At 59.4% G+C, this 21,473-nt stretch carries 19 protein-coding genes; 8 read left to right on the top strand and 11 right to left on the bottom strand.

Features of this window, described 5'->3' with window-relative positions; translation table 11 throughout:
* Window positions 1-17 precede the first annotated feature (17 nt).
* The 3 genes from ureG to AB7M29_RS06150 all read left to right on the top strand — a co-directional run bounded on the left by ureG (window position 18) and on the right by AB7M29_RS06150 (window position 2,542).
* Window positions 18-632, top strand: a complete 615-nt coding sequence (ureG, locus tag AB7M29_RS06160) for an urease accessory protein UreG (protein WP_038360437.1) — start codon at window positions 18-20, stop codon at window positions 630-632.
* Between the two features lie 28 nt (window positions 633-660).
* Window positions 661-1,233, top strand: coding sequence for a HupE/UreJ family protein (locus AB7M29_RS06155; RefSeq protein WP_217855623.1), 573 nt, complete (start codon window positions 661-663; stop codon window positions 1,231-1,233).
* Between the two features lie 181 nt (window positions 1,234-1,414).
* A complete protein-coding gene (locus AB7M29_RS06150) occupies window positions 1,415-2,542 on the top strand; it encodes an AGE family epimerase/isomerase (RefSeq protein ID WP_454246525.1) in 1,128 nt (375 codons plus the stop codon).
* Between the two features lie 119 nt (window positions 2,543-2,661).
* Here the strand turns inward: AB7M29_RS06150 and AB7M29_RS06145 are convergent, their stop codons facing one another.
* From AB7M29_RS06145 to amaB, 8 genes are all read right to left on the bottom strand, one after another.
* Entirely contained in the window at window positions 2,662-3,429 is a 768-nt protein-coding gene (locus tag AB7M29_RS06145; protein WP_123721474.1) for an SDR family oxidoreductase, read from the bottom strand.
* A gap of 840 nt (window positions 3,430-4,269) precedes the next feature.
* Window positions 4,270-4,986: an ABC transporter ATP-binding protein gene (locus tag AB7M29_RS06140; protein ID WP_030128307.1), complete on the bottom strand. Its 717-nt coding sequence runs from the start codon at window positions 4,984-4,986 to the stop codon at window positions 4,270-4,272.
* The gene (locus AB7M29_RS06135; RefSeq protein ID WP_454246524.1) at window positions 4,983-5,858 is read right to left on the bottom strand and encodes an ABC transporter ATP-binding protein; all 876 of its coding nucleotides are present in this window, start codon (window positions 5,856-5,858) and stop codon (window positions 4,983-4,985) included. Before AB7M29_RS06135 ends, AB7M29_RS06140 begins: the two co-directional genes overlap by 4 nt.
* Window positions 5,855-7,138 (bottom strand): high-affinity branched-chain amino acid ABC transporter permease LivM, encoded by a 1,284-nt coding sequence (livM, locus tag AB7M29_RS06130; protein WP_123721476.1) that lies wholly within the window; start codon window positions 7,136-7,138, stop codon window positions 5,855-5,857. Before livM ends, AB7M29_RS06135 begins: the two co-directional genes overlap by 4 nt.
* A gap of 3 nt (window positions 7,139-7,141) precedes the next feature.
* Complete coding sequence (locus tag AB7M29_RS06125; protein ID WP_008068915.1) at window positions 7,142-8,056, bottom strand: ABC transporter permease subunit; 915 nt, start codon at window positions 8,054-8,056, stop codon at window positions 7,142-7,144.
* Window positions 8,057-8,226: 170 nt separating this feature from the next.
* Complete coding sequence (locus tag AB7M29_RS06120) at window positions 8,227-9,360, bottom strand: ABC transporter substrate-binding protein (RefSeq protein WP_052965919.1); 1,134 nt, start codon at window positions 9,358-9,360, stop codon at window positions 8,227-8,229.
* Window positions 9,361-9,723: 363 nt separating this feature from the next.
* Window positions 9,724-11,007 carry an L-pipecolate oxidase gene (amaA, locus tag AB7M29_RS06115; RefSeq protein ID WP_454246523.1) on the bottom strand — a complete coding sequence of 428 codons (1,284 nt, stop codon included), beginning with the start codon at window positions 11,005-11,007 and terminating at the stop codon, window positions 9,724-9,726.
* Between the two features lie 166 nt (window positions 11,008-11,173).
* On the bottom strand, window positions 11,174-12,664 hold the full coding sequence (amaB, locus tag AB7M29_RS06110) for an L-piperidine-6-carboxylate dehydrogenase (RefSeq protein ID WP_052965922.1): 1,491 nt from the start codon (window positions 12,662-12,664) through the stop codon (window positions 11,174-11,176).
* A gap of 184 nt (window positions 12,665-12,848) precedes the next feature.
* Between amaB and AB7M29_RS06105 the strand changes: the two genes are divergently transcribed.
* The 3 genes from AB7M29_RS06105 (at window position 12,849) to nadE (ending at window position 16,047) form a co-directional block, all read left to right on the top strand.
* On the top strand, window positions 12,849-13,760 hold the full coding sequence (locus AB7M29_RS06105) for a LysR family transcriptional regulator (protein WP_030128314.1): 912 nt from the start codon (window positions 12,849-12,851) through the stop codon (window positions 13,758-13,760).
* A gap of 228 nt (window positions 13,761-13,988) precedes the next feature.
* A complete protein-coding gene (gene pncB, locus AB7M29_RS06100) occupies window positions 13,989-15,215 on the top strand; it encodes a nicotinate phosphoribosyltransferase (RefSeq protein WP_448722837.1) in 1,227 nt (408 codons plus the stop codon).
* A 4-nt stretch (window positions 15,216-15,219) separates the two neighbouring features.
* A complete protein-coding gene (gene nadE / locus AB7M29_RS06095) occupies window positions 15,220-16,047 on the top strand; it encodes an ammonia-dependent NAD(+) synthetase (RefSeq protein ID WP_217855612.1) in 828 nt (275 codons plus the stop codon).
* 185 nt (window positions 16,048-16,232) lie between these two features.
* Here nadE and azu read toward each other — a convergent pair whose 3' ends face one another.
* Window positions 16,233-16,679: an azurin gene (gene azu, locus AB7M29_RS06090; RefSeq protein ID WP_217855609.1), complete on the bottom strand. Its 447-nt coding sequence runs from the start codon at window positions 16,677-16,679 to the stop codon at window positions 16,233-16,235.
* A gap of 344 nt (window positions 16,680-17,023) precedes the next feature.
* Between azu and AB7M29_RS06085 the strand changes: the two genes are divergently transcribed.
* Together AB7M29_RS06085 and AB7M29_RS06080 are read left to right on the top strand one after the other, a co-directional pair.
* Window positions 17,024-17,611 carry an LOG family protein gene (locus AB7M29_RS06085; RefSeq protein ID WP_305504236.1) on the top strand — a complete coding sequence of 196 codons (588 nt, stop codon included), beginning with the start codon at window positions 17,024-17,026 and terminating at the stop codon, window positions 17,609-17,611.
* Between the two features lie 68 nt (window positions 17,612-17,679).
* Window positions 17,680-17,868, top strand: a complete 189-nt coding sequence (locus AB7M29_RS06080; protein ID WP_007902706.1) for a hypothetical protein — start codon at window positions 17,680-17,682, stop codon at window positions 17,866-17,868.
* 218 nt (window positions 17,869-18,086) lie between these two features.
* Here AB7M29_RS06080 and AB7M29_RS06075 read toward each other — a convergent pair whose 3' ends face one another.
* A complete protein-coding gene (locus AB7M29_RS06075; RefSeq protein WP_217855607.1) occupies window positions 18,087-18,977 on the bottom strand; it encodes a transglutaminase family protein in 891 nt (296 codons plus the stop codon).
* Window positions 18,977-21,463, bottom strand: a complete 2,487-nt coding sequence (locus tag AB7M29_RS06070; protein ID WP_454246522.1) for a circularly permuted type 2 ATP-grasp protein — start codon at window positions 21,461-21,463, stop codon at window positions 18,977-18,979. The genes AB7M29_RS06075 and AB7M29_RS06070 overlap by 1 nt, the downstream gene beginning before the upstream one ends.
* Window positions 21,464-21,473 lie beyond the last annotated feature (10 nt).

Below are 21,473 nucleotides of genomic sequence, written 5' to 3'. Positions count from 1 at the left end.
TTATTTTGGAGAATCACATGAACACACAACCCCTGCGCGTCGGCATCGGCGGCCCGGTCGGTTCCGGCAAAACCGCCCTGACCCTGGCCCTGTGTCTGGCCCTGCGCGACCGTTACAACCTCGCCGTCGTGACCAACGACATCTACACCCGCGAAGACGCCGACTTTCTGGTACGCAACGAAGCCCTGGCGCCCGAGCGGATCATCGGCGTGGAAACCGGCGGCTGCCCGCACACGGCGATTCGCGAAGACGCCTCGATCAACCTCGAAGCCGTGGATCAACTGAACCGGCGCTTCCCAGGGCTGGACCTGATCCTGGTGGAGTCCGGTGGCGACAACCTCTCGGCGACCTTCAGCCCGGAACTGTCGGACCTGACCATCTATGTGATCGACGTTTCGGCCGGCGACAAGCTCCCGCGCAAAGGCGGGCCGGGGATCTGCAAATCCGATTTGCTGGTGATCAACAAGATCGATCTGGCGCCGCTGGTAGGCGCCTCGCTAGAGATGATGGACAGCGACACCCAACGCATGCGCAACGGCAAACCGTTTGTTTTCAGCAACCAGAAAACCGGTCAGGGCCTGGAAGCAATCATCGCCTTCATCGAACGCCAGGGCTTACTGACTGCGGCCTGATCACACTTATCAACAAGGAAGCTTATCCATGACACTGAAACGCATTCTGGGCGCCATGGCCCTGCTGCTGACCCCGGCCATCGCGTTCGCTCACCCGGGCCACGGCGACAATGGCTTGATGGCTGGCATCAGCCACCCGATCGGCGGCCTCGATCACTTGCTGGCCATGGTTGCCGTAGGGTTGTGGGCCGCGCAGCAGAAAGGCGCCGCGCGTTGGGCGCTGCCCTGCACGTTCGTGGGCACTATGCTGATCGGCGGCCTGCTGGGTTTTGAAGGGCTGAACCTGCCGGCGCTGGAAAGCGGAATTGCTGCCTCGGTATTGGCGTTGGGCCTGGCGGTGGCTTTGGCGGTGCGTCCGCCGTTGAGCCTGGCGGTGGGTGCGACCGCATTGTTCGCGCTGTTTCATGGCGTGGCGCATGGTCTGGAATTGCCGGAGATGTCGAGCCCGTGGGCGTATGCGGCGGGGTTTGTGGTGGCGACGGCAGCTTTGCATGCAGCGGGTTATGCGGTGGTTCGCGTCTTGCCTCAGGCTGCCGCACCACTGGTTCGGTTAGCGGGCGCGGCCTCAGCGGCGACTGGGGTTTGGTTGTTGGCAGGCTGATTTTTTATCGGTTGTTCCGGCCCCTTCGCGAGCAAGCCCGCTCCCACATTTGATCTGTGTACGCAGGACAAATGTGGGAGCGGGCTTGCTCGCGAAGGCGGCCTGACAGACGCCGCCTCTCTCAAGCCTGCCTCTCTGCTACCATGTCGCGCAATCGCCCCTGCCGTGACGACGCCAGCCAATGCCCTCTGTTTCCCGCTCTGCTTCCCAGCCAGAATTGACCGCCCTGTTCGCCTCGGTGCAACAGCACTTCCAGGACGTGATCGTGCCGCTCTGGCAAGGCCCCGGCTGGAACGCCGACATGGCATTGCCTTATGAAGCGCTGGACGCCAAGCATCAGCCGCTGCCACCGCAGCGCTATCGGGCCATGGCTTGCGCGCGGCAGCTGTACCTGTTTTCCAGCCTGATCGGTCAAGTGCCTCAGGCCGAAGAACGTGCGGCGGCACTGTTCCGATCCTTGCAACAACATTTCCACGATGCCGAGCATGGCGGCTGGTTCTATAGCATCGACCCGCAAGGTGCGCCGCTGGATCAGCGCAAAGACCTCTACACACACGCTTTCATCCTGTTCGCCTGCGCCCATTACTGGGACAAGGTTCGCGAACCGCTGGTGGAGTCGGTGCTCAACGCCACGCTGGAAGTGTTGGCGCAGCGCTTCGCCACAGGCGACGGCCTGTACGAAGCCAGCCTGGACCGTGATTGGTCCTCGCTCAACTCCGGGCCGCTGCAGAATCCATTGATGCATTTGGCCGAAGCCTTCCTCGCCATCCTTTCGGTGCGCGAGGACGTTGCTGTGCAGAGCGCGCTTCTCGAGTTATGCACAGCCATGCAGAAGCGCTTCATCGATCCGCAACACGCGGTATTGATGGAAAAGCCGCTGGGCGCTGTGGATAACTGGTTCGAGCCTGGCCATCAGTTCGAATGGTATTTCCTGCTGGAGTCCTCACCCTTGCTGCGCGGCTCCAAATTGCATGCGTCGCTGGACCGCGCCTTTACGTTTACCGAGCAACAGGGCGTGGATCAGCAGACCGGGGCTGTGCGCGCGATGCTGGAGCTGGACGACCACCCTCGTGATGCGACCCAACGCATCTGGGCCCAGGCTGAATACTTGCGTGCCCTGACTTTACGCCCCGATAGCGAAGCCTCTGTGCAGCGCCAATTGCAGGCGCTGCAACAGCGTTTTTTGCATGCGGGCGGCTGGTATGAGTGTCGCGATGAACAGGGCGAAGTGAGCCGCAAGGACATGCCTTCGACTACGCCTTATCATTTGGCGACCTGTTATCGCGGGTTGGTCAAATATCTTAGCTGACTGATAGATAGCTATCGCGGTGTAAGCCCGCTCCCACAGGGTTTGTGTCGTTCGCGAAATAGCGAGTCAACACAAACCCTGTGGGAGCGTGGCTTGCCCGCGATGGCCGTTACGCGGTCTTAAGCCTTCGTATTACGCTCAATGGCAAACCCGCTCCAGGTCTGGCTCACCGGCATCAGCTCGAGGCTGTTGATGTTGATGTGGGCCGGTGCGTTGAGCACCCAGAAAATAGTCTCGGCGATGTCTTGCGGCTGGATCGGCTCGGCGCCGGCGTACGTGGCGTTATAACGCTCCTGGTCACCGGCGAAACGCACCAGCGAGAACTCGCTCTCGCACAGGCCCGGCTCGATGTTGCTGACCCGCACGCCCGTACCTTGCAGGTCACAGCGCAGGTTCAGGGAGAACTGTTTGACGAACGCCTTGCTCGCGCCATACACGTGGCTGCCCGGGTACGGGTAGTTGCCGGCGATGGAACCGAGGTTGACGATGCCGGCACCACGACCGTGAGCGATCAAACGCGGCAACAACAGGCGAGTGCTGTACATCAGGCCTTTGATGTTGGTGTCGACCATGGTGTCCCAATCATCAAGATCACACTTGGGAGCCGGGTCCACGCCCAAGGCCAGGCCGGCGTTGTTGATCAGCCCGCGCAACTTGGCGAAGGACGGCGGCAGGTTGGCAATCGCCTCCTCCATGGCCTTGCGATCCCGTACGTCGAGCACCAGGCCATGGACCTCGGTCTGCTTCGACAGCTCGGCGCACAGGGCGTTGAGGCGCTCTTCACGACGACCTGTCAGCACCAGTTTCCAGCCGGCTTCGGCAAAACGACGGGCACAGGCTTCACCAAAACCGGAGGTCGCGCCGGTAATAAACAGGGTGTTGGACATCGTGTTCTCCTTACTTCGGCTGATCGACAGCCCTTGGAATAGAAAATCAATTGCCAGCATGCCCGGCCTTGTCCACAGCGGCAACCATCGCAAAAACCGTACAAAAAACAATCAACACCGGCAACGCCATATGCACCGTGGCTTGCAGCCATGTACACGCACCTTATCCACAGGCCGGTCCACAGTTTCCGGGGGCAAGTGCAAAAGCTGCAAGCCGCTGTCCACAAGGCTTTGCGGGCAGATTAGAAAGTTTTTTGCTTGACCCACAGGTGCCTGCTGTGTAGCCCCGGGCAATTTGCACGACCGAGCGGTCAAACCGACGATGGCGCCAAGCCAGTAACTACGGCCCTCAGCGGACTCTTTCCAGAGTTTAACCACAGACTTATCCACAGGCTTGTCCACTCGATTCATGCCGTGTTTGCCCCTAACAAAAAAGGTTGACAAAGCCGGCTTGAGGTCCAGCAAAAAAGCATGATCAAAAAACAATCACATCGCTGTAAGCCACGGATTTAAAGGCTTGCAGCCAGCTACTCCCACGTTATTCACAGCCAGCTCCACAGCAAACGGGGACAAGTCGAAACCCTGACAAAACAGTAATTTGCAGCGGCTTTATGTCGCGCTTTGAGAGGTCGTGAATATTGTTTTCCACAATTTCCAAAAAGCACATGCCGCCGGTGTGGGAGCGAGCCTGCTCGCGATAACGGTGGGTCAATGAAAAGCATGTCGACTGACACTTCGCTATCGCGAGCAGGTTCGCTCCCACAAGGGATTGTGGTGTTTTAGAGATGTAAAAAAGCCCCGGCAATTGCTCGTCGGGGCTTGTTTGTTGCAACAGCGAACTCAGTGGCCGCCGAGGTAGGCGTTGCGCACCTCATCGTTCACCAGCAGCTCCTTACCGGTGCCGCTGAGGCGGATCTCGCCGTTGACCATCACGTACGCCCGGTCCGACAGCTTGAGGGCGTGGTTGGCGTTCTGCTCCACCAGGAAGATGGTCATACCGGTGCTGGCCAGTTCCCGCAGGGTCGCGAAGATCTGTTTCACCACAATCGGCGCCAGCCCCAGGCTCGGCTCATCGAGCAGCAACAGCTTCGGCCGGCTCATGAGCGCCCGGGCGATGGCGAGCATTTGTTGCTCGCCGCCGGACATGGTCATGGCGCGTTGGGTGCGTCGCTCTTCGAGCCGTGGAAACAACTCGAACATGCGCTGCATGTCTTCCTTGGCGTACTTGTCACCGATTGGAATCGTACCCATCAACAGGTTTTCCTCGACGGTCATGTCAGGGAACACCCGCCGACCTTCCGGCGATTGAGCGATACCGTTGGACGCGATGTAGTGGGACGACTTGTGCGTGATATCCACCCCCTGATAGATGATTTGCCCGTCAGCGGCCCGCGGCTGGCCGAAGATCGACATCAGCAGGGTCGATTTGCCGGCACCGTTGGAGCCGATCAGGCTGACGGTTTCACCTTCATTGATGTGCAACGAGACTTTCTTCAGGGCCTGAATCGGCCCGTAGAACACGTCCAGATCCTTGAGTTCGAGGATGGGTGCACTCATACCACTTCCTCTTCTTCGGCGCCCAGGTAGGCGGCAATCACTTTCGGGTCGTGTCGAATCGCTTCAGGCCCGCCCTCGGCGATGACAACGCCGTGGTCCAGCACCACGATGTGGTCGGAAATACTCATTACCATGCCCATGTCGTGTTCGATCAGCACCACGGTCAGATCGTGCTCGTCGCGCAGCAGCCGGATCATCGCGCTCAGCGCTTCGGTTTCCTGAGGGTTGAGGCCGGCGGCCGGCTCGTCGAGGCAGATGATCTGTGGCCGGGTGCACATGGCCCGGGCGATTTCCAGACGGCGTTGTTGACCGTAGGACAGCTCACCGGCCAGGCGGTTGGCGCAGTCCACCAGATTCACTACCTCTAGCCAATAGAACGCGTGGTCCAGCGCATCGCTTTCGGCCTTGCGGTAACCCTTGGTGTTGAGGATGCCCGAAAGGAGGTTGCGGTTGACCCACATGTGTTGGGCCACCAGCAGGTTTTCCAGCACCGACATTTCCTTGAACAGGCGAATGTTCTGAAAAGTCCGCGCCAGACCGGCACGGTTGATCAGGTGCGTGCCACCGAACATCTTGTAGTGGAGCCGGCTGATGAAGCTTTTCGGCGAAACGAAATCGATTGCCTTGAACGGTTCCCCGAGCATTTTGATGACGTCGGTTTTCACACCATGGGCATTGAGTTCGATATGCCCGCCGGACGCTTTATAGAACCCGGTCAAGCAGTTGAACACCGTGGTCTTGCCCGCGCCGTTGGGGCCGATCAACGCAAAAATCGAGTTGCGTTTGACTTTCATGCTGACGTTACTAAGGGCTTTGATGCCGCCAAAGTGCATCATCAGATTTTCGACCGAGAGAACGATTTCTTCGCTCATGGCGCCACTCCTTTACGTGGGGTCACACCGGTACGGCTGATCCGAATCAGGCCGCGCGGTCGCCAGATCATCATCAACACCATCAGGATGCCGAACAGCAGCACGCGATATTCAGCGAAGCCGCGCAGCAGTTCCGGGGCGACAGTCAGCACGAACGCCGCAATCACCACGCCGATGGTCGAGCCCATGCCGCCAAGTACCACGATGGCGAGGATCAGTGCCGATTCGAAGAAGGTGAACGAGGTCGGGTTGACGAAACCCTGATAGGTAGCGAAGAACACACCCGCCAGACCGGCAGTCGATGCACCGATGGTGAACGCCGACAGCTTGACCAATACGTGATTCAGGCCCATGGAACGGCAGGCGATTTCGTCTTCACGCAAGGCTTCCCACGCGCGACCGACCGGCATGCGGGTCAGACGGTGCTTGACGTACAGCACGCCCAGTACCACCAGGAACAACACCGCGTATATGAAGTAGTACTTCACGTCCGGGTTATAGGCGATGCCAAAGAACTCATGGAACGGGACGCCCCCCTCCTTCGCTCTTTTGCCGAACTCGAGGCCGAAGAACGTCGGCAACGGAGCCGCCATACCGTTCGGGCCGCCAGTCAGGGACAGCCAGTTATTGAGGATCAACCGGATGATTTCACCGAACCCCAGGGTCACGATCGCCAGGTAGTCACCGTGCAGGCGCAGCACCGGGAAACCCAGGATGCAACCGGCCAACCCGGCAGTGATTGCCGCCAGCGGCAGCACCGTCCAGAAACCCAGCCCCAGGTATTGATAACCGAGCGCCAGCCCATAGGCACCAATGGCGTAGAACGCCACGTAACCCAGGTCGAGCAGGCCGGCCAGGCCGACCACGATGTTCAGCCCCAGGCCCAGCAGCACGTAGATCAGCCCGAGGATGACCACGCCCAGCAGGTAGGAGTTGGAGAAAAACGGGAACACCACGGCGATAACGATCATCACCGGGATAATCCAGCGCAAGCGGGATTTGTAATCAGGCGGCAGTACATGAACCCCGGAGCCTGTACTTTCAAAGCCTTCAAGAATTCTCAGGCCCTTGGGGGTTTGCAGGAACAGGCTCAAGGCAAAGCGGCCGGCCATGACGATGGCGACAATCCATGCCACCCGGGTCGCTTCCAGGTTGAAGCCGTAGCCGTCGAGGACTACGCCGACAATCGGGCCGAACACAATCAGGGCCACCAGGCCGGCAAGAATCGCGTCAACCAGGCTTCTTTTGAGATCAATGGTTTTTTTAGTGGTTGAAGACATCGCTTACACCTTCGACACAAGAGGACGGCCGAGCAGGCCTTGGGGCCGAAAGACCAGAACGAGAACGAGCAGCGAGAAGCTGAAAACGTCTTTGTAGTCCGAGTTGACCAATCCGGAGAACAGCGACTCGGAGATCCCGAGAATGATCCCGCCGAGCATCGCCCCGGGCAGCGAGCCAATCCCACCAAGCACCGCGGCGGTGAACGCCTTGATGCCAATGATGAAGCCCGCGTAGAAGTCGAATGTGCCGTAGTTCATGGTGATCAGCACGCCGGCCAACGCCGCCATCGCGGCACCAATGATGAACACGTAGGAAATGACGCGATCGGTGTTGATCCCCAGGATCGAGGCCATCTTGCGGTCTTGCTGGGTCGCGCGGCACATACGGCCGAGCTTGGTGTACTTGATGACGTAGGTCAGCAGGGCCATCCCGACAAACGCTGCGACCAGAATGAAGATCTTGGTGTAAGTAAGCTGGACGAAGCCGGTCCCGACTTCAACGCGCCATGCACCGGTCAGCAGTGTCGGTACGCCTTGTTGACGGGCCCCTTGGGAAATCTGTGCATAGTTTTGCAGGATCAGCGAAATACCGATGGCGCTGATCAGCGGTGCCAGTCGGGTGGAGTTGCGCAGCGGTTTGTAGGCGACGCGCTCGATGACCCAGCCATACACCGCCGTGACGATGATGGTGAAGACCAGTGTGCCAAGCATCAGCAAGGGGAAGGATTCAATACCGAAGTATGCCAGCAGAGCCAGACTGATTGCCGCGAGGTAAGCGGAAATCATGTAAACCTCGCCGTGGGCGAAGTTGATCATGCCAATGATGCCATAGACCATTGTGTAGCCGATGGCGATCAGGCCATAGACCGACCCGAGGGTCAGGCCGTTGACCAGTTGCTGCAGGAAAATACCATCCATAACGCAATCTCACGCATTTGAGAGACTGCACAAAAACCGAGTGCGCCAGACCGGGGTTCAGCCGCCGACGCAACACGGTTGTATGCAGCTCTACGAGAAAAGACAGGTACAGCACGGACATGTTCTTTGATTACCCGGCGCACAAGACGCCGGGCAATCAGCCAGTCATATCACTTCTGTTTTTCCAGCTGGTGGTATTTGCCATCCTTGTCCCACTGGTAAACCACGTAGTCGGAGACTTTCAGGTCGCCCTTGGCGTCCCAGGTCTTCTCGCCCATCACGGTTTTGACCGGATTTTTCTTCAGCCACTCGGCGGCTTTCTCGCCATTGTTGGATTTGGAGCCATTGAAGGCTGCGGCCAGAGCCTGGACCGAAGCATAGGCGTACAGGGTGTAGCCTTCAGGCTCGGTGCCTTTCTTGCGGAACTCGTCCACTACAGTCTTGCTGTCTGGCAGCAGGCGTGGGTCGGCACCAAAGGTCATCAGCACGCCGTCAACGAATTGCGGACCGCCAGCGGTGGTCACCAGTTCGTCGGTTACGATACCGTCATCGGACATGAACTTGACGTCTTTGAGACCTTGCTCACGCAGTTGACGAACCAGAGGACCGGCTTCCGGGTGCAGGCCACCGAAGTAAACGACGTCGGCGCCAGCGCCGCGGATTTTGGTGACGATGGTGCTGAAATCTTTTTCGCCACGGGTCAGGCCTTCGTACAGGACCGGCGTCACGCCACGCTTGGCCAACTGAGCCTTGGTAGCATCCGCCAGACCTTGACCGTAGGTGTCCTTGTCGTGCAGAACCACGACTTTCTTGCCCTTGAGCACGTCGACGATGTAATCGCCGGCCACAATGCCTTGCTGGTCGTCACGCCCGCACATACGGAACATGGCACTCAGGCCTCGCTCGGTAACAGCCGGGTTGGTGGAACCTGGAGTGATCGCGATGATGCCTGCTTCGTCGTAGATCTCGGAGGCCGGGATGGTCGATGAGGAGCAGAAGTGACCGACTACGCCAGCGACTTTCTGGTTGGTCAGGTCCTTGGCGACCGTCACAGCCTGTTTCGGTTCGCAGGCATCATCGCCTTTGACCAGTACGATTTTTTCCCCGTTGACACCGCCAGAGGCGTTGACTGCATCAGCCGCTGCCTGCGCACCCTTCATGTACTGCTCGCCAAATGCCGCGTTGGCGCCCGTCATTGGACCCGCTACGCCGATCTTGATGTCAGCCTGAGCAAACGCAGAAACACCCAACGCAGTTGCCACTGCGAGGGCCAGAAAGCCTTTCTTGTAAAACGTCTGGGACATGAGGTGGTGCTCCAAGGTTTTTTTTAGTTGGCACTGCGACTTCACTGAATGCTCAGAGCAAGGGCCGTGCCATCGGTTTTTTATTCTGGGAAAAGTCGCTGCCTTATTGTTTTTTCGACTGTTTCGGGCCCATTTTCATTGGGCGTGCAACCGTCTAAACCGCGGGAGGTGAAACCATTTATTTTTAAAGGCGCAACCCACGCGCGCCATCATTGCAACCGCAGCGCCAAACGATGTGCAACCAGCCTGTAACAGCTCGCGTCACCGAACTGCACACTGCTGGTGCGCAACTGCTACAACCCGCACCATTACAGGCTAGCCGCTTCGCTGAAAAGCGCCGCTTCCAGCAACATATTTCAACAATCAGATGACGATCCGCAGGCACTGGCCCGCGTGATACAACGAAAATCCGGCCTCATACAGGCAGCTTCTCAGCCCCACACCTGCCAATGGCTGCATGGGCGCGAATGGAATCGGCAGGGCTTGAGGATCTCCATTACACAAATAATCGGCAAAGGCTTTGCCGACCACTGTACCGGTCGTCACGCCTCGACCGTTGTAGCCGGTGACGGCCACCAGACCCGGTGCCGGCTCGAACAGGCGCATCAAATGATCCGGGGTGAAGGCGATGCAACCGGTCCAGGTGCATTCCCACTCCACCGGTTTCAGGTACGGGAAGTAATGCTGCTGAACCCGGTCGGCCCAGGCTTTCAGGAACCAGGTCGGTTTCTGGTTGCCGTTGCCGAGACTGCCGAGCAACAGACGACCGTCCTTGTCCCGCCGAATACTGCTGAGCACCTGCCGGGTGTCCCAGGAACCCTGGCCGCCGGGCAGAATCGGCTGTGCAGCCTCTTCGGTCAGCGGCACCGAGGCCACTTGATAGTAATAACCGGGGAAGAAATTGCGCCGCAGCTCCGTCCAGTCACCTTCGGTATAAGCGTTGGAGGCGATGACCACCTGCTCGGCCAGCACCGAACCCTGGGCGGTTTGCACCGACCAGCGCTGGCCCTGACGTTCAAGTCGGGTCACCGGTGAATGATCGAACAGCTGACCGCCAAGGCTGATGGCCGCATTGGCCAGCCCCGTGGTGTAGGCCATCGGGTTGATCGTGCCGGCGCGCCGATCGAGCAAGGCGGCGGCGATCTTTTTTGTGCCGGTGGCTTGTTCGCAGGCTTGACCGGTTAACAGTTCGACCGGCGCACCACGACGTTTCCATTGTTCTTCGCGACTGCGCAGATCCGCTTCGCCACGCGCGTTGTGCGCCATGTGCAGCGTGCCTTCGCGGCGTAACTGGCAATCGATGTTGTATTTGTCGACCAGGCTAAACACCAGTGACGGCGCCGCACCCAGCATGCGGTTGAGCTGACTGCCGACCGCCTCGCCGAACCCGGCTTCGATTTCATCCGGTGGAATCCACATCCCGGCGTTGACCAGCCCGACGTTACGCCCCGAACCGCCATGCCCGGCGCGATGCGCTTCCAGCACACAGACACTTTTACCCTGTTCCAGCAGATGCACCGCCGCCGACAAACCGGTGAAACCGGCACCGATGACGCAGACATCCACCGTCACCTCGCCTTTGAGCGCCGCGTTGTCGGGCCTTTGCGGCGTCAGTTTTTCCCACAGACACTCTTCGCGTAACGGCATTGCCAGACTCCAACAGAAACCTAACAAACACATCCATTCCAGTGTGGGAGCGGGCTTGCTCGCGAAGGCGTCCGTGTATTCAGTATCTATGTGACTGAAAGACCGCTTTCGCGAGCAAGCCCGCTCCCACATTGGATTTTCATTGGATCAAAGATCTGAGTTCATCTCAGTCGAAGGTGATCCCTTGAGCCAACGGCAACTCCAGCGAATAGTTCACGGTATTGGTCTGACGGCGCATGTACCCGCGCCATGCATCCGAACCGGATTCACGACCACCGCCCGTTTCCTTCTCGCCGCCAAACGCGCCGCCGATCTCTGCGCCGCTCGGGCCGATGTTGACGTTGGCGATGCCGCAATCGCTGCCCACAGCGGACATGAACTGCTCGGCTTCACGCACATCAGTGGTGAAGATGCACGACGACAGGCCTTGTGGCACGGCGTTGTTCAGGCGCAGCGCCTCTTCGAAATCGTTGTAACCGATCACGTACAGAATCGGTGCGAAGGTTTCACTGCACACCACATCGCTCTGCTCCGGCATTTCGACGATGGCGGGCGAAACGTAGTAAGCGTTGGGGAATTTGTCTTCCAACTGACGCTTGCCGCCGAACACCCGGCCGCCCTCGCTCAAGGCCTGTTCCAGCGCGTCCTGCATGTTTTCGAAGCTGTGTTTGTCGATCAGCGGCCCCACCAGATTGCCTTCCAGCGGATGGCCGATGCGCACCTTGGAGTAAGCGGCTTTGAGGCGGGTGATGATTTCTTCCTTCACCGACTCATGGGCGATCAGGCGACGCAACGTGGTGCAACGCTGACCGGCGGTGCCGACGGCGCTGAACAGAATCGCCCGTACGGCCATGTCCAGATCGGCGCTTGGGCCGAGGATCATCGCGTTATTGCCGCCCAGCTCGAGAATGCTGCGGGCGAAACGTGCAGCGATTTTCGGCGCCACTTCGCGGCCCATGCGGGTGCTGCCGGTGGCACTGACCAGCGCGACACGCGGGTCATCGACCAGCGCTTCGCCAGCATCGCGACCACCGATGATCACCTGGCTCAGGTGTGGCGGGGCATCGCTGAAATTCTTCAAGACGCGGTCGAACAACGCTTGGCAGGCCAACGCGGTCAGCGGGGTTTTCTCCGACGGCTTCCAGATCACCGGGTTACCGCAGACCAGCGCCAGCGTTGCGTTCCAGGCCCAAACGGCGACCGGGAAGTTGAACGCACTGATCACGCCGACGACGCCCAGCGGGTGCCAGGTTTCGCGCATGTGGTGGCCAGGACGCTCGGAGGCGATGGTCAAACCGTACAACTGACGGGACAGACCGACCGCGAAGTCGCAGATGTCGATCATTTCCTGAACTTCACCCAAACCTTCCTGAGTGATCTTGCCGGCCTCCCAGGAAACCAGCTCACCGAGATCAGCCTTGTACTCGCGCAAGATGTCGCCCAATTGGCGCACCAATTCGCCACGACGCGGCGCCGGAACTTTGCGCCAGAGTTCGAACGCATGATCTGCGCGACTGATGTGCTGCTCGACTTCAGCGGCGCCTTCCCAGTTCACGGCAGCGATACGGCTGCCATCGATCGGCGAATGCACCGGCACTTTGCCGTTCTGATACAGGGCCGGGTTCACACCAAGACGATCAAGCAATGCGGCAACCATGGGTCACTCCTCAAGCAAAAAACAGAAGACGTTCAGCCGGATTTATTCGGCTGATCAGACCTGTAGTTTTAGCTCTCCAGAGGTTACCCAACAAACGACCTTTAAGAGAGATATCATTCCGTTTATTCATGCTGCGAATCTGCCGGTAAAAAAGAGCATAGAGAAACAAGAAAAAGGACCACCCATGCTGAATAAACGCTACTTGCCGTCGATCACCGCGTTGCAGTGCTTCGAGGCCGTGACCCGGCATTTGAGCTTCACCCGTGCCGCCGAAGAGCTGAACCTGACGCAGAGCGCCGTGAGCAAACAGGTCGCGCAACTCGAAGAATTGCTGCAGCACCTGTTGTTCCGCCGGGTGCGCCGACGTCTGCAAATGACCCCCGCCGGCGATTTGTACCTGGTGGAGGTGCGAAAAATCCTCACCCAAGTCGAAATGTCGACCCATTACCTGCGCTCCTACGGCGGTGATACCGAAGTCTTGCGAGTCTCGACGCCTCCGACCTTCGGTGCGCGCTGGCTAGTGCCTCGCTTGAAAGGCTGGCGCCTGCGACATCCGTCGATCCATCTGGACCTGTGCAGCGAACAGGAAGCTGATGATCTGCTGCAAGGTCGCAGCGACCTGGCGTTCTACTTTGGCCAGGGCTCTCGGCCCGGCACCGAATGCCTGAAGCTGTTTGGCGAGGAACTGGTGCCGGTCTGCGCGCCGGGCAGCCTGCCGGACACGCCGTTCACCGACCCTACGCAACTCACCGACCTGGTCCTGCTGCAAAATGCTTCCCGGCCCCAGGCCTGGCACGACTGGTTCGACAGCCAGGGCTACCACACCGAACACAGCTACCACGGCCCGCGTTTCGAAACCTTCTACATGTGCATCCGCGCCGCCCAGGTCGGCTGTGGCGTGGCGCTGCTGCCGAAGTTTCTGGTGGAGGAGGAATTGGCCGACGGCAAACTGGTCATTCCCTGGAAGCATGCGATGCCCAGCACCGACGCCTATTACCTGGCGTATCCGGAGCATTCGGCGGAAGTACCCAAGGTGCGGGATTTTGTGAAGTGGATGCTGGAGCAGATCGACAGTCCAGACATACCGCAAATTTAGGGTTGCACCCAATACCTGTGGGAGCGGGTTTGCTCGCGAAGGGGCCGGCACATTCAACATCAATGTTGACTGGCATTACGCTTTCGCGAGCAAGCCCGCTCCCACAGGGATCTGCTGCGATCTAAAAAATTGCTGGCAATACCTGCCGCTGATATGCGCCACTAGCCCCATTCATTGAAACAGCTGCAACGTCGCTGCCACGGGCCGCGGCCAGCCTGGAGACCCCTTATGAGCGAGAGTGTGTTTGCCGATCGCATCGTGCAGAACCTGCTCGACACCGACTTCTACAAACTGACGATGATGCAGGCGGTGCTGCACAACTACCCTAACGTGGAAGTCGAATGGGAGTTTCGTTGCCGTAACAGTGAGGATCTGCGCCCGTACCTGGCGGAGATCCGTTTCCAGATCGAGCGCCTGGCCGAGTTGAGCCTGAGTGCCGATCAGTTGAGTTTCCTGGAACGCATCAGCTTTCTGAAACCGGATTTCCTGCGTTTTCTCGGGCTATTCCGCTTCAACCTGCGCTATATCCACACCGGCATCGAAAACGGCGAGTTATTCATCCGTCTGCGCGGGCCGTGGCTGCACGTGATTCTGTTCGAAGTGCCGCTGCTGGCCATGGTCAGCGAAGTACGCAACCGCTATCGCTACCGGGAAATCATTCTGGAACAGGCCCGCGAACAGCTCTATCGCAAGTTCGACTGGCTGACCGCCAACGCCAGCGCGGACGAATTGTCCGAGTTGCAAGTAGCCGATTTCGGCACCCGCCGTCGCTTCTCGTACCGTGTACAGGAAGAAGTGGTGAACGTGCTCAAGCATGACTTCCCCGGTCGCTTCGTCGGTACCAGCAACGTGCACCTGTCCCGGGAGCTGGACATGAAGCCGCTGGGCACTATGGCCCACGAATGGATCATGGCGCACCAGCAACTCGGTCCGCGGCTGATCGACAGCCAGATTGCCGCCCTCGACTGCTGGGTCCGCGAATATCGGGGTTTGCTGGGGATCGCCCTGACCGACTGCATCACCTTCGATGCCTTCCTCAACGATTTCGACCTGTTCTTTGCCAAGCTCTTCGACGGCTTGCGCCACGATTCCGGTGACCCGGTGCAGTGGGCGGAAAAAGCCATCGCCCACTATCACAAGCTTGGCATTGACCCGATGAGCAAGACCCTGGTGTTTTCCGACAGTCTGACGCTGCCCAAGTCTCTGGAGATTTTTCGGGCATTGCGCGGTCGGATCAATGTCAGCTTCGGCATCGGCACCAACCTGACGTGCGATATTCCGGGTGTCGAACCGATGAGCATCGTGCTTAAAATGACGGCCTGCAACGGCCAGCCAGTGGCCAAGATTTCTGATGAGCCTGGCAAGACTCACTGCAAAGACCCGAATTTCGTCGCCTATTTGCGACATGTTTTCCAAGTACCTGCCGCCATTTCCAGCCCATCTAGCAAGGAGTGAATTCATGCAAGCCGTACAGCGTGAGATTGCTGAACAGCTCAAGGTCCAACCGCCCTTCGCGGACCAACTCGCCCTCGAGGCTGAAGTTGCCCGGCGGATTACCTTCATTCAGGACTGCCTGGTCAATGCCGGGCTCAAGACGCTGGTGCTGGGCATCAGCGGCGGCGTCGACTCCCTGACCGCCGGCCTGCTGGCCCAGCGCGCCATGCGTGAACTGCGCGAGCGTACTGGTGATGCCAGCTACAAGTTCATCGCCGTGCGCCTGCCTTATGGCGTCCAGTTCGACGAGCATGATGCCCAGGCCTCAGTGGACTTCATTGCCCCCGATGAGCGCCACACCGTAAACATCGGCCCGGCGGTCAAATCCCTGGCCAGCGAAGTGGCGGCCTTCGAGGGTAAGGAGGCGGTGCAGAAGGATTTTGTGCTGGGCAACACCAAGGCGCGGATGCGCATGGTCGCGCAATACACCATCGCCGGCGCAGCTCACGGCCTGGTGATCGGCACCGATCACGCGGCAGAAGCGGTGATGGGTTTCTTCACCAAGTTCGGTGACGGCGCCTGCGACCTCGCACCGCTGAGCGGCCTGGTGAAAAATCAGGTCCGGGCGATTGCCCGCAGCTTCGGCGCGCCAGAGTCGCTGGTGGAAAAAATCCCGACTGCCGACCTCGAAGACCTGTCGCCGGGCAAACCGGACGAAGCGTCCCACGGCGTGACCTACGCCGAGATCGACGCCTTCCTGCATGGCGAGCCGGTGCGTGAGGAAGCATTCAAGATCATCTGCGACACATACAAAAAGACCCATCACAAGCGCGTGATGCCGTTTGCGCCTTGAGCCGTGAATGAACGAAAAAGCCCGCTGAGGAGTTGATCCTCAGCGGGCTTTTCTTTGGCTTGAGCATTTGTCGATGCTGAAGGCCCATTCGCGAGCAAGCCCGCTCCCACACTGGATCTGCGGTGTATACAGATCAAATGTGGGAGCGGACTTGCTCGCGAAGAACGATAACGCGGTAGCCCGTCTTACTTCAGGGTAACAGTGCCTTTCATCATCGAGATGTGGCCCGGGAACGAGCAGAAGAAACCGTACTTTTCAGCAGCATTGAGCTTCGACACGTCGAAAGTCACCGAGTCGGTTTCCTTCGCGCCGATGACTTTGGTGTGAGCAATGATGCGGGCATCACCTTCTTTCAGGTAGTTCTTGTCGATACCTGCCGCCACGCCGTCGGTGGCGATCGGCTGCATGTCGGCTTCTTTGCTCAGCACCCAGTTATGACCCATGACGTTTTTCGGCAGGCTGCCAGAATGTTTCAGTTCCACGGTGAACGTCTTGCAGCTCTTGTCGATGGTGATGTCCTTGGTATCGAAGGACATCTGGTCAGTGGAGTCGACAGTGACCTTGCATTCCGCAGCCATCAATTGGCTGCTGGCCAGTGTCAGCAGGGATACCGCAACAAGTTTGGCAAACATGGTGAATCTCCAAGGCATGGTTAACAAAAGTGCTAATAGACAGAAGACTGCCTGAAATCTTCGCAAGTTCCTATGACCTGAATCAAAAATTGTATACAACTTTCGGGCTATGACACTCATCGAAACAATCTACCAGCCAGACGTCTGGCACGGCCCTATCATCAGGACCGTCATCTCTCATCCGGAGCGTCTGTCATGTCTTTCAACCGTTTATTGAGCAGTTTGCTCGCCGCTTATGCCTGTGGCGCCAGCGGTACCTACGAAACACCTGAACACGAGGTTTAACCCTTGGAACGAGGCAAGCCTGCCTTTACTCTGTGGCCCTGATGACCATGGAGTAAGGCATGTCTTTAGCGTCCGTTTGTGTATTTTGCGGTGCCAGCACTGGCACTAACCCGGCCTATCGTGAAGCGGCTGTCGCCCTGGGGCGAGCATTGGCCGAGCGTAAGCTGACTCTGGTCTATGGCGGCGGCGCCGTCGGGCTTATGGGGATCGTTGCCGACGCCGCGCTGGCGGCCGGCGGTGAAGTGATCGGGATCATCCCGCAGAGCCTCAAGGACAAGGAAATCGGCCACAGCGGCCTGACTCGCCTGGAAGTGGTCGATGGCATGCATGCGCGCAAGGCGCGAATGGCCGAGCTCAGCGATGCCTTCATTGCTCTGCCCGGCGGCCTTGGCACACTGGAAGAGCTGTTCGAAGTCTGGACCTGGGGCCAGCTCGGCTATCACGGAAAACCGCTGGGTTTGCTGGAAGTAAACGGTTTCTACAACAAGTTGACGTCTTTTCTTGATCATATCGTCGGCGAAGGCTTCGTTCGCGAAGCGCACCGTGACATGCTGCAAATGAGCGAATCGCCGCAAACCCTGCTCGACGCACTGGACGCCTGGCAACCCTCGGTACCGCCAAAATGGACCGAGCAAAAACCCAGCTAACGGCTCGGCATCGATACAGGGCAGAATATGCGCCGCTCAACCTCACCTTCGACCCCAGAGGATCGCCCATGGCTAAACCTAATTATTCCTTCGCCAAACGTCAGAGAGACTTGGCCAAGGAGCAGAAGAAAGAGGAAAAGCTTCAGCGCAAGAAAGCTACAGCTGAAGAAGAAGCAGCAGCACTGAACCCGGATACCGAAGGCGAAGTGGCTACAGACGAAACTGAAGCACCGAAAGATCAGGCGCCCGACGCCTGAGACCCTCAGGGCCCGATGATCTGATCAGGCCCACCGGATCTGTGTCCAGGGTCAGCAACGATGTTGCTGACCCTCACAGTCCAATCTGAAATCCCTCTCTAAAAAATTGCACATTCCCTGTGGGAGCGGGCTTGCTCGCGAAAGCGGCGGCACATCCAACATCTATGTGGCTGACTGGCCGCTTTCGCGAGCAAGCCCGCTCCCACACTGGATCTCAGTTACTCCAACGGCATTACGGTAACCCGAACCTCCGGGTCGTGGCTGCCACCGCCCAGGATCACCCCACGCAACGGTGATACATCAGAAAAATCCCGCCCCCAGGCCAGGGTGATGTGCTCCAGCGCCGGTTGCACATTATTGGTCGGGTCGAAATCCACCCAACCCAACACCGGGCAAAATACCGACACCCAGGCATGAGACGCATCGGCGCCGATCAGCCGCGGCTGACCCGGTGGAGGCTGGGTTAGCAGATAGCCGCTGATATACCGCGCCGCTAATCCACGGGAGCGGACACAAGCAAGCATCAAGTGTGCAAAGTCCTGGCAAACGCCGCGCCGCCTCTCCAGCACTTCCACCAGCGGCGTCGCCACTTGGGTCGCTTCGGCATCGAAGGTGAATTCGCTGAAGATTTTCTCCATCAACGCCTGAACCCCCAGCAGCAATGGCCGGCCAGGAGAAAAGCAACTTTCCGAGAACTCGACGAAGTTGCGCTTCAAATGCACGTAAGGCGATTCGAACCGATAACGGCACGCTTCAAGTATCTCGGGTGACAGCGGTTGACTGCTGTAGGTCAGTGCGTTGCAGGTCTCTTCCCAGGCCGGCGATTGATTGAAGTCCAACGATGGTCGGGCCAACACTTCGACCGTCAGGCTGGCATTGACCAGCAACTCATCGTGCGGCCGCTCGAATGCCAATCGGGTCAGCGGATTACCAAACACGTCCAGCTCATCCCGGCGCGAGGTCGGATCGGGACTGATCTGCAACTGCTGATCGGTGCAGCGCTGCCAAACGCAAGCCCGCGGCCACAGATGCGCCAATTGCTGGGCCAGGGATACCGGGCTGTCATAGTGATAATGGGTGTCGTGGAAAATCTGGTAATGGGCATTCATCAGACGGACACCGTGCGTTGGCTGACATCATCGACATGGGCGAAATGGCGCAAAGCCAGGCGATCCGATACTTGTCCGCTGGCATCGGCGATCTCCTGCAACAGATCGGCCAGCCCCTCTATGGCGGCGCGAACACTGGCCTCGCCAAACAGTGAGTTTTCCAGGCAACCCAGATCGAAGCGCGCCAGCCGCTCCACCAACTGCGGCAAACCTGTTTCACGCGGCGCCCCAAAGTCATCGTTCAAGCGTTTCAACGTGCGGGTCACCAGCTTCAACTGGAACAGCACCGCGTGAGGGTTCTGCTCGTCGAGCAACAACAGGTCCAGCACCGGGATCAATTGCGCCACCGCCAAGTACCGCGAGCGGTAGGTGATGCTGCTGTTGCCCAGCTCCAGCAGCCATTCCAGCCCGGCCTGATCGAAAGTCCCGGCGCCACGCAGAAACGCCGCCAGGCTGCCGCTGAGAAACTGCAGCCGCTCGATCCGTCGCCCGATCATCAGGAAACGCCAGCCTTCGTCCCGGGTCATGTCGTCGAGGGCAAAACCGGACAGCGCCGCCAGCGACATCACCAATCGGTTGAGGAAATCCAGCAGCTCGCCGAAATCCGGCTCTTCGGTTTCCAGTTCCATGGCCTCGCGCTGCAACTCCACCAGCGCTTGCCAGTTCTCTCGCGAGAGCTTGCCGCGTACTTGCGACGCCGCCCACTGCAAGCGTTGCAGGTTGGAGCGCAGGCTGAACGGCCAATCATCGCCGAGCAGCGCCGCCAGCAATCGCTCTGGCAACTCGCCCTCCTCCGGCAACAGATTCAGGCGTTCACCGAGATCGACTGCAGCCTCCAGCGCTTGCGGGTCATCGCCATCGACATAGCGCGCGAGCATGATGCGCAGCAGCCGCGCGCTGTCATCGCAGCGCTCGCAGTAACGGCCGAACCAGAACAGGTTCTCGACCACCCGCGATGGCAGATACGGATCGCGTCGCACCAGATCGTGAACGCCAATGTTGCGCTGGGCTTTCCATTGTTCGCCGCTGGGCGGGCGATCGCCCAACACCCAAGTGTCCTTGCTGGCGCCACCGCGCTGCATCGACACCACTTCGGCGTCGGCTTCGGCGGCAACCCGCGTCAGCCCGCCGGGCAGTACTCGATAGCCGTCCCGACTGGCCACCGCATACACGCGCATGCCAATGGCCCGCGGTTGCAACTGTCCACCTTCGGGCTGCCAGATCGGCGCCTGGGACAGTTGCGCCAATTCTTGCGCAACATAGGCATAAGGTCGTGCCTGCATGCGCTCAGCCAAGGCTTGACGCTGTTTTTCACTCAAGTCACGACCAAACACCGGGGCGAAGCTCTGCGACGGAAACGCCGGTTTGATCAACAGCTCCGGAATTTTTTCCAAAGCCTGGGCCAGCACCGGCGCTTCACCGCACCACCAGGTCGCGATGGACGGCAGGATCAGCTCTTCGCCAAACAGAAACTGATTGATCTTCGGCAGAAAGCCCAACAACCCCGGCGACTCCAGCACGCCGCTGCCGAGGGCATTGGCCACCAGCACCCGGCCCTGGCGCACGGCTTCGAGCAGTCCCGGCACGCCAAGGGCCGAGTCGGTGCGCAGCTCCAGGGGGTCGCAGAAATCATCGTCGAGCCGACGCATGATCGCGTGAACCCGACGCAGACCACTCAAGGTTTTCAGGTAGACCGTGGCATCCCGGACGGTCAGGTCGCCGCCCTCCACCAACGGATAACCGAGCTGGCGAGCCAGATACAGGTGTTCAAAATAGCTTTCGTTGAAACGCCCCGGCGTCAGCAGCACCACCAGTGGCGCTTCGTCATCGCTCGGCGCCTGACGGGCGAGCGTTTCCTGAAGGGTGCGGAAGAACCCGGCCAGGTGCTGCACCTTCAAATCGCGGTACAGCTCGGGAAAGGCCCGGGACACGATGGTGCGGTTTTCCAGCGCGTAACCGGCACCGGATGGCGCTTGAGTGCGGTCCGCCGTCACCCACCAGCGACCGTCAGGCGTGCGTGCCAGATCCACGGCGTACAGATGCAAAAAGGCCCCGTCGGGCGGCGAAATACCCTGACAGGGCCAGAGAAAATTGTTGTGACCGAACACCAGCTCAGCCGGCAGCAGGCCTTCGGCGATCAAGCGCTGAGGGCCGTACAAATCCGCCAGCACAGCATTGAGCAAGCGCGCCCGTTGAGCGATCCCGGCCGATAACTGTTCCCACTCATCGGCGGCAATCACATGAGGCAGCAGGTCCAGCTCCCACGGCCGGTCAGCGCCCTTGGGGTCGGCGTAGACGTTATAGGTCACGCCGTTTTCCTGGATCTGCCGGGTCAGCAGCGCCTGACGCTGCACCAGTTGCGCTGGCGTGCTGCGTTGCAATTGATCGAACAGCCGCCGCCAGTGCGGGCGCACGGCGCCGCTGTCGTCGAGCAGTTCGTGATAAGTGCCCGCGGTCAGCGGGTAGCGGTCAAGCAGGTCAGGCATGGAAAGCTCG

Source organism: Pseudomonas sp. F-14 TE3623 (assembly GCF_053629015.1).
Note: the sequence above shows the minus strand (reverse complement) of the source record. Positions and strands in the feature narration are given on the sequence as shown.

What these genes read in the sequence shown, in the direction of transcription:
- ureG (WP_038360437.1), top strand. Translation starts at nt 18, where the DNA reads ATGAACACACAACCCCTGCGCGTCGGCATCGGCGGCCCGGTCGGTTCC.
- AB7M29_RS06155 (WP_217855623.1), top strand. Translation starts at nt 661, where the DNA reads ATGACACTGAAACGCATTCTGGGCGCCATGGCCCTGCTGCTGACCCCG.
- AB7M29_RS06150 (WP_454246525.1), top strand. Translation starts at nt 1,415, where the DNA reads ATGCCCTCTGTTTCCCGCTCTGCTTCCCAGCCAGAATTGACCGCCCTG.
- AB7M29_RS06145 (WP_123721474.1), bottom strand. Translation starts at nt 3,429, where the DNA reads ATGTCCAACACCCTGTTTATTACCGGCGCGACCTCCGGTTTTGGTGAA.
- AB7M29_RS06140 (WP_030128307.1), bottom strand. Translation starts at nt 4,986, where the DNA reads ATGAGTGCACCCATCCTCGAACTCAAGGATCTGGACGTGTTCTACGGG.
- AB7M29_RS06135 (WP_454246524.1), bottom strand. Translation starts at nt 5,858, where the DNA reads ATGAGCGAAGAAATCGTTCTCTCGGTCGAAAATCTGATGATGCACTTT.
- livM (WP_123721476.1), bottom strand. Translation starts at nt 7,138, where the DNA reads ATGTCTTCAACCACTAAAAAAACCATTGATCTCAAAAGAAGCCTGGTT.
- AB7M29_RS06125 (WP_008068915.1), bottom strand. Translation starts at nt 8,056, where the DNA reads ATGGATGGTATTTTCCTGCAGCAACTGGTCAACGGCCTGACCCTCGGG.
- AB7M29_RS06120 (WP_052965919.1), bottom strand. Translation starts at nt 9,360, where the DNA reads ATGTCCCAGACGTTTTACAAGAAAGGCTTTCTGGCCCTCGCAGTGGCA.
- amaA (WP_454246523.1), bottom strand. Translation starts at nt 11,007, where the DNA reads ATGCCGTTACGCGAAGAGTGTCTGTGGGAAAAACTGACGCCGCAAAGG.
- amaB (WP_052965922.1), bottom strand. Translation starts at nt 12,664, where the DNA reads ATGGTTGCCGCATTGCTTGATCGTCTTGGTGTGAACCCGGCCCTGTAT.
- AB7M29_RS06105 (WP_030128314.1), top strand. Translation starts at nt 12,849, where the DNA reads ATGCTGAATAAACGCTACTTGCCGTCGATCACCGCGTTGCAGTGCTTC.
- pncB (WP_448722837.1), top strand. Translation starts at nt 13,989, where the DNA reads ATGAGCGAGAGTGTGTTTGCCGATCGCATCGTGCAGAACCTGCTCGAC.
- nadE (WP_217855612.1), top strand. Translation starts at nt 15,220, where the DNA reads ATGCAAGCCGTACAGCGTGAGATTGCTGAACAGCTCAAGGTCCAACCG.
- azu (WP_217855609.1), bottom strand. Translation starts at nt 16,679, where the DNA reads ATGTTTGCCAAACTTGTTGCGGTATCCCTGCTGACACTGGCCAGCAGC.
- AB7M29_RS06085 (WP_305504236.1), top strand. Translation starts at nt 17,024, where the DNA reads ATGTCTTTAGCGTCCGTTTGTGTATTTTGCGGTGCCAGCACTGGCACT.
- AB7M29_RS06080 (WP_007902706.1), top strand. Translation starts at nt 17,680, where the DNA reads ATGGCTAAACCTAATTATTCCTTCGCCAAACGTCAGAGAGACTTGGCC.
- AB7M29_RS06075 (WP_217855607.1), bottom strand. Translation starts at nt 18,977, where the DNA reads ATGAATGCCCATTACCAGATTTTCCACGACACCCATTATCACTATGAC.
- AB7M29_RS06070 (WP_454246522.1), bottom strand. Translation starts at nt 21,463, where the DNA reads ATGCCTGACCTGCTTGACCGCTACCCGCTGACCGCGGGCACTTATCAC.